This window comes from Cypionkella sp. TWP1-2-1b2 (assembly GCF_049896245.1).
GTDB lineage: Bacteria > Pseudomonadota > Alphaproteobacteria > Rhodobacterales > Rhodobacteraceae > Cypionkella.
In genome coordinates this window covers 39574-52278 of the sequence record NZ_JAFCTX010000015.1, presented here as the reverse complement: position 1 = coordinate 52278, position 12705 = coordinate 39574, and the positions used below count along the sequence as shown (strand labels likewise).

Below are 12705 nucleotides of genomic sequence, written 5' to 3'. Positions count from 1 at the left end.
TTACTCCGGGAAATGGCTGGTGATGATGAACATCACCGTGCCGATAAGCGTCACCACGAAGGAATAGGTGAACAAGATCAAGGCGAAGGGTTGCATCAGCATGAAGACGCCTAGGGCTATCAGGATGGTGGCGAGCATCTCCCACGGGCCACGGCGGAAGTGCAGGATGCCGTTGAGAAAGTTTTTCATTTGCGCACCGCTCCGAAGGTGATGCCGCGCAGCAGGTGTTTGCGCAGCAGGATGGTGAAGATCATGATCGGCAGCAGGAACAGCGTCGCGCCTGCGGCGACGGCGGGCCAGTCTTTGCCGCCCGCGCCGATGATAGTGGGGATGAAGGGCGGGGCGGTTTGGGCTGTGCCGGAGGTCAGCAGCACCGCGAAGGCGTATTCGTTCCATGCGAAGATCAGGCAGAAGATCGCGGTGGAGGCGATGCCGGTCGCGGCTTGCGGCAGCACAACTTTGTAAAAGGCCTGGAAGCGGGTGTAGCCGTCGATCAGGGCGGCTTCTTCGTATTCGATGGGGATTTCGTCGATGAAACCTTTCAGCAGCCAGACCGATAGGGACAGGTTCACGGCGGTGTAAAGCAGGATCATGCCGAGGTGGGTGTCGGACAGGCCAAGCTGGCGGTACATCAGGAAAATCGGGATGGCGACGGCGATGGGGGGCATCATTCTTGTGGAGAGGATGAAGAATAAAAGGTCGTCTTTCAGCGGCACTTTGAAGCGGCTGAACGCGTAAGCCGCGATGGTGCCTAAGAAAACCGACAGGAAGGTCGATCCGAAACCGATGATGACCGAGTTCAGGAACCGCTCGCCGTAACGGGACGCGCCGGTGATCACCATGCCGTATTGCCGCACGATGGTGTCATACCATGTGGTCGGTGGGCCAAGCGCCGCGAGGTCTTCGGGCGTGACGCGGGAGCGGGAGGTGAACAGGTTGACGTAGCCTTCGAGCGACGGCGTGAACAGCACCTTTGGCGGGTAGGCGATGGCATCGGCGGGGGTTTTGAAGCCGGTGGCGATGATCCATGCGAGGGGCAGCAGGGTGAGGATGGCGTAGGCTATGACTAAGCCACCGGCGATCCACTTTTGGCGGTTGGAGGGTTCGGTGATGGAATAGCTCATCTGTCTTTTACCTTGTTCAGGGCTTTGACGTAGATCGAGGCGAGGCCGAACACTGTGACAAACAGGATCACCGCATAGGCAGAGGCGTAGCCGGTGCGCCATTTCTCAAAGGCTTCGCGCTTCAGATCAATCGAGGTCAGTTGCGTGGTGGCACCGGGCCCGCCGCCTGTCAGTTGCACGACAAGATCGAACATTTTGAAGTTTTCGATGCCGCGAAACAGCACGGCGAGCATCAGGAAGGGCAGGGCCATCGGCAGGGTGATGGTCCAGAATTGCCGCCATTTGCTGGCGCGGTCACATTCGGCTGCCTCGTAGATCGAGGGCGGGATCGAGCGCAGGCCAGCGAGGCAGATCAGCATGACGAAGGGGGTCCACATCCAGGTGTCGACGATGACGATGGCCCAAGGCGCGAGGGCGACTTCGCCGATCATGGAGAAGCTGGCGGGATCGGTACCTGTCAGGAAGGCGATGAAATAGTTGAACAATCCGATTTGTGGTTGATAGAGGAAGGTCCAGAAATTGCCGACCACGGCGGGGGACAGCATCATCGGCAGCACGATCAAAGTGGTCCACAGATCATTGGTGCGGAACTTTTTGTTGATCAGGTAAGCGAGGGTGAAGCCGATCAGCACTTGCAGCGTGATGGTCCAGACCAGGAAATGGGCGGTGGCTTGCAGCGAGGCCCAAGTGTCGGGGTTGGTCAGGATCTTGCGGTAATTCTCGATGCCCACCCATTCCACCGCGTTGTTCGGGCGGTTGGTGCGGAAGTTGGTGAGGCTTAGGCGGATGGTCCAGATTAGCGGGAAGATGTTGACGGCGAGAAGGAGGAAAATCGTGGGGGCGACGAACAGCCACGCGATGGTGCGGTCGGATAACCCGCGAATTTGATGTGCAAGTTTCGGCGGCGTGGCGGCCGCGACGCGCTGTAGGGGATCGGGCATGGGATAAGCTTTCCTGAGGGCCGCTTAAAGCATCATGCGCGAGGCTCTGTTGGCCCTCAAGAGCCTCGCGCGGACCCCCACCTTTTCGGGTGGGGGAGAGAGTTGGCTTAGTATTTGCCTTCTTCCTCAAACGTCGCGTGCCAATCGGCAACCAAACCGTCGAGGGCTTCTTTCGCGGTGCCATTGCCTGCTACAACATAATCGTGGAACCACTTTTGCGACGACTGCATCAGGGTGGCGTAGCTGGGTTCGGCCCAGAAATCCTTCACGATCGCCATGCTATCAAGGAAGGTCTGCGCATAAGGCTGGCTGGTGGCAAAACCGGGATCTTCGACCACGGCGCGCAGCGCAGAATAGCCGCCGAGTTTCCACCATTTCGCCTGAACTTCGGGCTGGGCGAACCATTTGATATAGGTAAGGGCCGCGTCTTGCTTGTCGGAGGCCGCGACCACCGAAATGCCCTGACCGCCAAGCTGGGCGAATTTATCGCCGTTCGGGCCGGCTGGGTTGGCGAAATAGCCGGTCTTGTCGCCGCCGACATTGGCATCGGTGTTAAAGCCGGGCCAGGTGAAGGCGAAGTTCATTTGCAACGCGACTTGGCCGGATTTATAGGCATCGACGCCTTCGCCCATGTAGCCGTTCGACGAGCCTGGCGGGACGCAGCAATCGTAGAGCGATTTGTAGAATTCAAGGCCTTTGACGGCGCTTTCGGAATTCACAAAGCCTTCCATATCATAGGGTTTTTCGGGGTTGTCGTATTTGAAGCCGAAGGAATACAGCACGTCCATCACGCCCATGGTGATGCCTTCCGAGCCGCGCTCGGTGTAGATCGAGGCACCGTAGACCTTTTTGCCGTCAACCTCACGGTTCTGGAAGAATTCGGCGATTTGTTTCAACTCGTCAAAGGTGGCGGGCGGGGCGAGATCGTGGCCGTATTTCTCTTTGAATTCGGCTTGCAACTCGGGCTTGGCAAACCAATCCTTCCGATACGTCCAGCCGACCACATCGCCAAAGGCGGGCAAAGCCCAGTAGTTCGGCGTGCCTTTTGGCCATTCGGCATAGCCTGTGACGGTGGCTGGGATGAAGTCATCCATCTTGATGCCGTTGGCGTCGAAGAAATCGTTCAGCTTGATATATTGGCCGTTTTCAGCCGCGCCGCCGATCCATTGGCTGTCGCCGATCATCAGATCGCACAGCTTGCCGCCTGAGTTCAGCTCGTTCAGCATGCGGTCGGCAAAGCTGGTCCATGGCACGAATTCGAAATGCATGGTGTTGCCGGATTGCGCCTCATATTCCTTGGAAAGCTCGATCAGGGCGTTGGCGGGGTCCCATGCGGCCCAGCACAGGGTCAGGTCTTCGGCTTTGGCGGCACCCATCGCCATGATGGCCACGGACGCCGTGGATAACAGCAGCTTCGCGTTCATTTTATTCCTCCCGGTTGCAGGCCACGGCCTCCTCGCCACGACTCTTTGCTGGGTAAAGGCTAGATGAGGTACGTACCTCATGGCAAGTGTTTTTTGAGGTGCGTACCTCAATTTGATTGCAAGCTGCGGAAATATCGAACAAAAGAATTGCAGGAGAGGGATTTAGATCCGATGCGACCGACGACGAAGGATCTTGCGATTGCCGCGGGGGTCAGCTTGGCCACGGTTGACCGCGTGTTGAACGACCGGTCCGGCGTGCGCAAAGATACCGTCGAGCGCGTTAACCAAGCCATTGAAAAGCTGGGATTTATTCGAAATCTGGTCGCAGCCAATCTGGCGCGCGGTAAAGATTATCGGTTTTTGTTTCTGCTGCCGCGTGGCGGTGATCAGTTTCTGGCAGGCGTGGTGGCGCGAATCACTGAGGCCAATCTGGCCTTCGCGCCCGAGATGATGCGGGCCGAGGTGCGCCATATCCATGACAGCGATCCACATCAGATTGCCAACCTTTTAGGCGGCTTGGATGCCAATCAAGTGGACGGCGTGGCGATCATGGCCCCCGAGTTTCCGCAGGTGCGCGATGCGATGGCGCGACTGGCAGAGCGCGGGATTGCCACAGTCAGCTTTATCTCGGGGCAGATCAGTTCTGCGCCAGAGGATTTTGTTGGCATTGACAACCGCGCCGCCGGGGCGACGGCGGGGCGGTTGATGGGGCGGTTTGCGCCCCGCGTTGCGGGGAAAATTCTGGTGGTGGCCGAGACGATGCACGCCCGCGATAGCTTAGAGAGGCGCTTGGGCTTTGATGAGGTGATCCATGCCGACTATCCGCATCTGACCGTGCTGCCGTCCTTGGAAACCTATGGCGACCCGGAGCGTTCTGCGCGGATCATCCGCGCCAGTTTTGCCAGCCATGCCGATATTGCCGGGGTCTATGTGCTGGGGCCGGAAGCGCGGGTGCCTTTAGAAATCGTCACCGCGCAGCCCGCCCGTGCCACCATCATCGCGCATGAACGCACGCCGTTCACCGAGGCCGCCGTGCTGTCGCGCCAGATTGATGCGCTGATCACGCAAGACCCCGGCCATCTGGTGCGCTCGGCGATGCGGATTTTGCGGGCGCGCTGTGATCGGCGCGAGATTTTGGCCTCGCAGGAGAAGATCAGGATCGAGATTTTCCTTAGGGAAAACCTGTAAACTGGGGCTTGGCAGTTCGCGTTAAAGAGCGCTTTGTCGAGATTGGAGGGGCTGATGCTTAAGCATGTATCGCAGATCGGGGGGATGCTGGCGCTGAGTGTCGCACTGGGGGGTGCAGCTGTTTGTGCGGCGACAGTTCAAACTAAGCCCAATCGCAGCGAGAAGGGGATCGTTATGGTGAAACAACAGGCCCCGGTTTGGTTGCATTGTCAGTTTGCGGCTGAGCCAAGCTTTGAAGTGCCCGGGTTTTGCGCGCGGCTGCTGGCGGATTTTACCCGTCAGTCAGGCCGCGTGGTCAGCACGCAGGCCGCCCCACCCGAAGGCGCGCAGGTTCTGGTTGTTACCGTTGCACCGCGCAATGACCATCGCGCCACGGTGCAGCTTGCGGGCGGGCGGCAAATTAACGGGCAATTCGTGCCCTCGGCCACGCAGCAGATGCGTTTGGGCAGCATGGATGCGCCGTTGCAGGCCGGATCAGCGGCAGCTTTGGTCTATCCAATGGTCAACCTGCTGGAAACACTGCGCTGAGTTTGTGCCAGATGGCGGCGTAGACAGAATGTTTGCCAAATATTAAAATTTCCATAACGTCTAAAAAAATCCCGTTTGGGACCATGCTGCTGCTTGCAACCCAATTCGATTGACCGAGCACTTTATACACTGTCGCATATTTTGCGGCATATTTTGTAGTGAAATAAGGAGATTAAAATGCCATCCCCCAGCCCAAACCCCGAGTCGATCAATGCGCTGCCTTTGCCGCTGGTGGATGTCGCAGGCAGCAGCGCGACAACCGCGCGACTTACTCTTGGCACCAGTACCTATGGCACGGTGGATGCGTCGGGGGATCATGACTGGTTTGCGGTCACGTTGGTCGCCGGGCAAAGCTATGATTTCCGGTTGTTAGGGGTGGGGCGCATGCCGGTCTCTGATACGTTTCTGGCTCTGCGCGATGCTTCAGGCTCGATTCTGGTGTCAAATGACGATGCTGGCGCTGCGTTGTCGCTGAATTCCCTTGTGACGTTTACCGCGACGACGACAGGGACTTATTTTGTCGATGCCAGCGGTTTCGGCACAAACTCAGGCGATTTCCTGATCTCGGCCGTCCGGCATGAAGCAGCGGGCGTGGTGCTGACGGCGGATGAAGTGGCGTGGCAGCTGAGCAACAATTTTGAGCGCTTTTTCGCGGCGGACGCGTCACAGAACGTTCCCGCCACTGCCTATGATCTGTCGGGCGGGCGCACCATCACCTATAATGTCACCCAGTTGACCGCGGCTGGGGCGGCCATGGCGGTGCAGGCGCTGCAAATGTGGTCGGATATCAGCGGCATCACCTTTACCGCGACGGTGGGTGCGGCGCAGATCAGCTTTGATGACAGCGAGGCGGGGGTGAACGCCTATAACAACAATGTCACTTTGGTGGATGGCACGATCACCAGCTCGTCTTTGATGATCACCACAGGCTGGCTGACCGAGTTTGGCACGACGCTGGACAGTTACGCCTTTGAAACAACCGTCCACGAACTGGGCCACGCGCTTGGCTTAGGTCATGGCGGCAATTACAACGGCTCGGCGACTTATGGCACCAGCAATTACTATCTGAACGATTCGCAGCATCTGTCGATCATGTCTTACATGCAGTCGATGCATGACGAATTCTCGCGCGATGGCACTGATTACAATACCTTCGTCAACGCGCAATTCCGCTGGGTGCTGACGCCGATGATTGCGGATATTCTGGCGATCAGCAATCTCTACGGGCTGTCCACAACCACCCGCACCGGCAACACCACCTATGGTTATAACTCCAACACCGGAAATGCGGCGCTGGATGCGGCGGTGAGTTTGAATGATCCGGCGAACGACAATTATGTCGCCTTCACCATCTTCGACAATGGCGGCGCAGATACCGTCGATATGGCGGGATTCGCGGGCGCGCAGCGGATTGCTTTGCAGCGGGGCGCTTCGTCGGATGTGCTGGGTGGTCGCCTGAATATGGGCATCGCTTATGGCACAGTGGTCGAGAGGGCGTTTGGCGGCAGCGGCAATGATGTGATCTCTGGTAACACCAGTGCCAATTTGCTGCGCGGCAATAATGGCAGCGATATGCTGATCGGTGGCAGCGGCAACGACACACTGGAGGGCGGAGCAGGTGCAGATACGCTGAATGGCGGGGTGGACCGGGATGTGATGACGGGCGGCAGCGCCAATGATACCTATATCGTTGACAACGCCTTGGACCACATCAACGAGGTGGGCGGCGCTGGCACGGCGGATCACGTCGCGGCCTCGGTCAGCTTCAGCCTCGCTTTGGATGATGATATCGAATTTCTCACCACCACCAATGTTGCCGTGACGCAGGCGCTTAATCTGACCGGCAATGACTTGGCGCAGACAATCACTGGCAATGCTGGGGTGAATATTCTGGCGGGTTCGGGTGGAAATGATCGGCTGTACGGGCTTGGCGGGGCGGACCAACTTTACGGCGGCTTGGGCAATGATACGCTGGACGGCGGTGGCGGCGACGACTGGTATTTTGTCAACACCCAGCAAGACAGCATTGTCGAGATCGCCGGACACGGCACGGCAGACCGGGTCTGGGCCTTGGCCAGCTATGTGTTGGCGGCGGATGATGACATTGAGATTTTGACCACGATTGATGCGGCGCTGAGCACGGTGATCCATCTGACCGGCAATGGTTTGACGCAGACGATTGTGGGCAATAAGGCGGCGAACCAGTTGATCGGGCTGGGCGGCAATGACACGCTAATTGGTCTGGAGGGGGCTGATACGCTGAACGGCGGCATCGGCAATGATGTGCTGAACGGTGGGTTGGGCAAGGATCTGTTGATTGGCGGGGCGGGATTGGATGTATTCGTGTTTAACGCCGCCACTGGGGTTGCGAGTTCGGATACGATCAGCGGTTATGTTTCGGCGGACGATCGGATCAGGCTGGATGATGCAGCGTTTGGGGCGCTGTCGGTAGGGGCGTTGGCTGCGGTGAATTTTGCGGCCAATCTCAGCGGGCTTGCGGTGCGGGCTACGGATCGGATCATTTATGAGACCGATACGGGGAATGTGTTTTATGATGCCGATGGGTTTGGCGGGGCGGCGGGGTTGGTGTTTGCCAATGTCGGCGTGAATGTGCTGGGCTTTGGGGTGGGCGAGTTTTCGATTATTTGATCGGGTTTTGAGGGGGCTGGCCTTTTGGGGCTGGCCCTGTTTTTGGGTCCCAACTCGGGACCTTTTTTTATCAAAATATATCAATGGGTTGGATGGCTGATTTAAGGATTTCTTAATCTTTTGGCGATGCGGTGCTGGCGGGTGTTGGATGCTCCGCAGGGAGTATTTTGAAAAGAGCAATGTGCTGGCGCGGTGATTTATCGGGGGCGGTTGCGCTTTGGTATTAGCGCCAGAGTTGCGCCAGCCAGTCGGTGAGGGGCGTGGCGTTGATGGGCTTTGTCGTGTCTACATCCAAGCGCGGGGCGAGGCCTGTGGGTTTTGCGGCTGCCGCGAGGCTGATCAGTTCGGGGACATAATCGGCACCCGGATGACCTGCGGGGCGTTGGCCCAAGCGGTCGGCATAGCGGGCGCCGATGGTTTCGGGCGGGGCGTAGCACCAGATTTCGGCAATATCGGTAAGGCCTGCGCGTTGGATATGGGCTTGTAGGGTCTCAAGCGGTTGGAAGCCGAACCATGCGTCAATGATCAGGGTGGTGTTGGCGGGGGCGTCGGCGATCAGATCGAAGATGGCGGCGTAAGAGGCGCGCCCTAAGGTGCGGTTGAACAGGCGGTCGCCGGGAGGCAGGGTGGTCAGGAACGGGTTTTTGACGGTGTCGAGCGCGAGGATCGGCCAGGCCGTGGCATCGGACAAAGCGCGTGCTACGCCGGATTTACCGGAGGCCGGGACGCCATTGACCAAGACCGCGCGTTTATGGGGGCGGCTTTTAAGCGCTGTGGTGGCGGCACCGATCACGCCTGCGTCGTCGCCCAAGGTGGCTGCGAGGACGGGGGCTTTGAACCATGATGGGGCTGCTGGGAATTGGGCGAGGGCGGCGTGGGCGGCTGTTCCGGCCCCGCCGCCGATCAGGATGCAATCAGGGTTGAGGATGGCGATCAGCGTGTCGATGGCGCAGCGCAGCGGGCTGGCCCAAGCGTGGATCACGGTGCGGGCAGTGGGGTCTTGGCTGTTGAGCAGGGTTTCGGCGCGGGTATCAGGCGGCAGGCCAGCCTCGGCCAGATGCACGCCAAAGGCGGTGCCGGAGGAGGTGGTTTCCACGCAGCCGATCTTGCCGCAGACGCATTGGCGACCTTGCGGATCAATGCCGATATGGCCGAGTTGGCCCGCAGCGCCGCGCCCGCGCAGGACTTGGCCTTGATCCAAAATCGCACCGCCGATGCCGGTGCCGATGGTCAGCATCACCACGTTTTGCTGGTCTTTGGCAGCACCATAGGCGGCTTCCCCCAAGAGGGCCATGGTGGCGTCGTTTTCCAGCGTGACGGGCAGGGCCGTGGCGGCTTCAATCTGCCCGGCGAAGTCGAAACCCGAGAGATCAACATAGCCGCCGGACAGGACTTGCCTTGTTGTGGCGTGGACTTGGCCGGGGACGCCGATGCCGAGGGCGGTGACGGACGGGTTGCGCACCTTGGCTACCAATTCCAGCACGCGAGCGGTGACTGTGGCGGGGTCGCGGGCGCTTTCGGCGCTGGCGCGGGCTTCAATCACGCCATCGGTGACACGGGCGGCGCGCAGGCGGGTGCCGCCAATGTCGATGCCGATGGCGGTGCCCGTTGTCATGCTTAGGCCTTGAAATGTTTGGCGATAACCGCCTGAATTTCGCGCAGGCGGGGGACGGCGATGGTCTCAAGCCGGGTCTTGGTGACGGCGCGATCCAGCGAAATGCAGTCTTTCCACAGCGAGCGGCCTGCGATCACGCCAGAGGCTCCGTTGGCCATGGAAATCTCAACCTGGCCGAGAAAGGTGGCGTGGTCAACGCCTGCCGACAGCACTGCCCACGGCACGGTGCCGCTCATCTTGGTGATATTGGCGCAGGCCTCAGCCGTGCCCGGATAGGGGATTTTCAGCACTTTTGAGCCCGCGTCGAGGCAGAGCTTTGAGCCACCCTCAATGAGTTCGGGGATCTTGGCGGCATAAGCCTCGGGCTGCTCGCCGGGCAAGGAATAGGTCAGGAATTCGACCACCAACAGCAGGTTTTCGGCGGCGAAATCTGCGATGCTGTCGCGTAGGGTTTGCATGTTGGCGGTGTTCGCCGCAGGGGTATCCGAGCGCAGGTAGATCATGATCTTCGCACCGGTGCCGCCGAATTCGCGGACCCGGCGGGCGTTGATGCCTTCGACCATGTTGGAAATCCGGTAGCCTTCGGGGGTGAGATCAAAGCCCGAAGCATCGAGGCCGATCAGCAATCCGGTGGAGCGGTGGATCGCGCCTTCGTCAACCAAAGCCGGAACAGCGCAGAGCGGATCGACCAGCACGCAGCCGGCTTGGCGGGCGAGATAGGCGGTGATATCCATTTTGGTTTCGCCCAAGGTGGCGTTGCTGATTGCGGCCTGTTCGTCGGCGGTTTTGGCCAGAAGCGTGCGCATCCCGCCGCGTTGATCGCAGGCGATCACCATCATCGCGCCATTGTCGCCGCAGATTTGTTGATAGCCGCGGCGTTCGGCGGTTGTCATGCTAGACATCGGGCTAGACATCGGGGCAGCCATCGGAAGTCTCCAGATATGTGGCGCGGCGCAGGGGGGACGAAGATGCCAGTTGCCTGAACGCGGATATTGCGGGATAAGTTTGATCTGCGAAACGTGTAACACCTTGCAGAAAGGAATTGCAACCTGTCAATTTCCAGCGGAGCCGTCATCGGTGAAAACCGAGCCATGCTGCACACCGTCGCCAAGCTGCATTACGAGGGCGATCTGAGCCAAGTACAGATCGCCAAGCAGTTGGGGCTGTCGACGGCCACGATCTCGCGTCTGTTGCAACGGGCACGCGCCGAGGGAATCGTGCGCATTGAGGTGCGGGATATCCACGCGCCGGATGCTTTGGGCGGGATGCTGGCGGAACGCTTGGGGTTAAAGGCGGTGGTGGCGGTGGACGCGCCGGTTGCGGCGGGTGTGCAGGCCTTGGCCGGGCCATTGTCGCGGATGGTGGGGGCGCAGGGGCTGGGGCAAGGCTCGGTCCTGATGGTGGGCTGGGGGCGGACGGTGTCGGCGATCATCGACGGTGGGTTGCCCAGTTTGCCGGGGGTTAGCGTGGTGCCCTCAACCGGCGGGATGAGCCAGCATGCCCAGCATTTCCAGAGCAATGAGTTTTCGCGCCGGGCGGCAGAGGTGACTGGCGGGGTGCCGCATTTCATCCATGCGCCGTATCTGCCCGCCCCCGAGGCGTTGGATTTCTTTCTGGCGGAACCTGCGGTTGAAGCTTCGGTGGCACTGTGGGATCGCATTGACGTCGCGGTGGTTGGCGTAGGTCTGCCCTATGGCTTGGATCGTCCGGTGCAGGGTGCTGCGGGGGCGGCGGACCCGGATTTGGCGGAAGCGGCGGGCGATGTGGTGCGGCATTATTTCGATGCGCAGGGCCAGATCGTGCAATGGCGCGGCGAGGGCGCGATGATCGCGGTGTCTTGCGCGCAGTTGCGCCGCACGCCGTTGGTGATTGGCGTCGCAGTGGGCGAGGCGAAAGTGCCTTCGATCATAGGGGCTGCACGGGCGGGGCTGATCTCGGGCTTGCTTACCGATACGCGCACGGCTGAGGCGGTTCTGGATGCTTTGGCGCGGCGGGATTAGGGCCGCGATTCGGGGTCTTTCTGCGGTCGGCACATTGAAGAAAATACTTGCAGCAAAATATTTCTCTTGACGAAGCCGGATGAACGACGTGTTATCCGGGGCATTGGCGGCGCTCGTGTTGCGTGAAACAGCCAACTGCCCTGCCACTTGAGGAGGTGGCCCGGCGGATATTCAGGGAGGAATATGAATGAAACGTCGTAGTTTTCTGGGCGCTGCTTCGGCATTCGCGCTGACTTTCTCGATCGCCAGCACAGCGGTTGCAGAGGATAAGAAATACACCATCGCGCTTGTGCCGGGTCTGACCACCGATGCGTTCTACATCACCATGCAAAAGGGCGCGCAGGCCGCAGCCGATGCTTTGGGCGTCGAGCTGGTGTTCCAAGGCGCCCCTGACTTCAACCCGGTGACGCAGGTTCCGGTGCTGGACGCGGTGATCGCCCGCGCGCCCGATGCGATCCTGATCGCGCCGACCGACAAGGTGCAGCTGATTGAGCCGCTGAAAAAGGCCAATGACGCGGGTATTCCGGTGATCACCGTCGATACGTTCATCGGCACTGGCGTCTATCAGACCGGGGCGGGCGATGGCGATTTCCCGCTGTCTTACATCGCTTCGGACAACGTGTTGGGGGGGCGGATGGCCGCGCGGGCTTTGGCGGCGGCGATTGGTGGCGAGGGCAAAGTGTTCGTGTCCAACGTCAAGCCGGGGATTTCCACCACCGACCAGCGTGAAGAAGGCTTCAAGGCCGAAATGGCCGAGAATTTCCCGAAAGTCACCGTGCTGGAAACCCAGTTCAACGACAATGACGCCAACAAGGCCGCGTCACAGTTGCAGGGCGTGTTTGCGCGGGACGCTGATCTGAAAGGCGTGTTCGGGGCCAACCTGTTCTCGGCTTTGGGCGCAGGCACTGGCGTGCAGCAAGCCGGGCAGACCGGCAATATCAAGGTTGTGGCGTTTGATGCGCCGGGGTCCATCGTGGACAACATCAAGTCGGGTCTGGTCGATGTGGCCATCGCGCAGCATCCGGCAGAGATCGGCTATTTCGGCGTGGTTGCGGCCTATGCCCATCTGACCGGCCACTCGATCCCGGTCAGCATTGGCACTGGTTTCACCATCATGGACAAGTCGAACATCGACGACCCGGAAGTGGCGAAATACATCTACTCTGAGTGAGCGATTTTGGGGGAGGGCAGACCTCCCCCATTTACCGGCCCAAGTTTACCGACACAAAACGGCCT

11 protein-coding genes are annotated in these 12705 nt (G+C 59.8%); 5 read left to right on the top strand and 6 right to left on the bottom strand.

Going from position 1 to position 12705, the window contains the following annotated elements:
- The 4 genes from ACP7AP_RS11815 to ACP7AP_RS11800 form a co-directional block, all read right to left on the bottom strand.
- Positions 1-189, bottom strand: coding sequence for a hypothetical protein (locus tag ACP7AP_RS11815; protein WP_426034409.1), 189 nt, complete (start codon positions 187-189; stop codon positions 1-3).
- A complete protein-coding gene (locus ACP7AP_RS11810; RefSeq protein WP_426034408.1) occupies positions 186-1124 on the bottom strand; it encodes a carbohydrate ABC transporter permease in 939 nt (312 codons plus the stop codon). The genes ACP7AP_RS11815 and ACP7AP_RS11810 overlap by 4 nt, the downstream gene beginning before the upstream one ends.
- Positions 1121-2065 carry a carbohydrate ABC transporter permease gene (locus ACP7AP_RS11805; protein ID WP_426034407.1) on the bottom strand — a complete coding sequence of 315 codons (945 nt, stop codon included), beginning with the start codon at positions 2063-2065 and terminating at the stop codon, positions 1121-1123. The genes ACP7AP_RS11810 and ACP7AP_RS11805 overlap by 4 nt, the downstream gene beginning before the upstream one ends.
- Before the next feature lie 107 nt (positions 2066-2172).
- Positions 2173-3489, bottom strand: coding sequence for an ABC transporter substrate-binding protein (locus tag ACP7AP_RS11800; RefSeq protein WP_426034406.1), 1317 nt, complete (start codon positions 3487-3489; stop codon positions 2173-2175).
- 171 nt (positions 3490-3660) lie between these two features.
- Here ACP7AP_RS11800 and ACP7AP_RS11795 point away from each other — a divergent pair, with 171 nt between their 5' ends.
- The 3 genes from ACP7AP_RS11795 (at position 3661) to ACP7AP_RS11785 (ending at position 7854) form a co-directional block, all read left to right on the top strand.
- The gene (locus tag ACP7AP_RS11795; protein WP_426034405.1) at positions 3661-4677 is read left to right on the top strand and encodes a LacI family DNA-binding transcriptional regulator; all 1017 of its coding nucleotides are present in this window, start codon (positions 3661-3663) and stop codon (positions 4675-4677) included.
- 54 nt (positions 4678-4731) lie between these two features.
- Positions 4732-5205: a hypothetical protein gene (locus ACP7AP_RS11790; protein ID WP_426034404.1), complete on the top strand. Its 474-nt coding sequence runs from the start codon at positions 4732-4734 to the stop codon at positions 5203-5205.
- A 177-nt stretch (positions 5206-5382) separates the two neighbouring features.
- Positions 5383-7854 carry a M10 family metallopeptidase C-terminal domain-containing protein gene (locus tag ACP7AP_RS11785; RefSeq protein ID WP_426034403.1) on the top strand — a complete coding sequence of 824 codons (2472 nt, stop codon included), beginning with the start codon at positions 5383-5385 and terminating at the stop codon, positions 7852-7854.
- Between the two features lie 223 nt (positions 7855-8077).
- Here the strand turns inward: ACP7AP_RS11785 and ACP7AP_RS11780 are convergent, their stop codons facing one another.
- Together ACP7AP_RS11780 and ACP7AP_RS11775 are read right to left on the bottom strand one after the other, a co-directional pair.
- Positions 8078-9469, bottom strand: a complete 1392-nt coding sequence (locus ACP7AP_RS11780; protein ID WP_426034402.1) for an ROK family protein — start codon at positions 9467-9469, stop codon at positions 8078-8080.
- Positions 9470-9471: 2 nt separating this feature from the next.
- A complete protein-coding gene (locus ACP7AP_RS11775; protein ID WP_426034401.1) occupies positions 9472-10395 on the bottom strand; it encodes a tagatose-bisphosphate aldolase in 924 nt (307 codons plus the stop codon).
- 165 nt (positions 10396-10560) lie between these two features.
- On the opposite strand from ACP7AP_RS11775, the gene ACP7AP_RS11770 reads away from it, so the two are divergent.
- Together ACP7AP_RS11770 and ACP7AP_RS11765 are read left to right on the top strand one after the other, a co-directional pair.
- Positions 10561-11469: a sugar-binding transcriptional regulator gene (locus ACP7AP_RS11770; RefSeq protein WP_426034400.1), complete on the top strand. Its 909-nt coding sequence runs from the start codon at positions 10561-10563 to the stop codon at positions 11467-11469.
- A 187-nt stretch (positions 11470-11656) separates the two neighbouring features.
- Positions 11657-12640, top strand: coding sequence for an ABC transporter substrate-binding protein (locus ACP7AP_RS11765; protein ID WP_426034399.1), 984 nt, complete (start codon positions 11657-11659; stop codon positions 12638-12640).
- Positions 12641-12705: the final 65 nt, after the last annotated feature.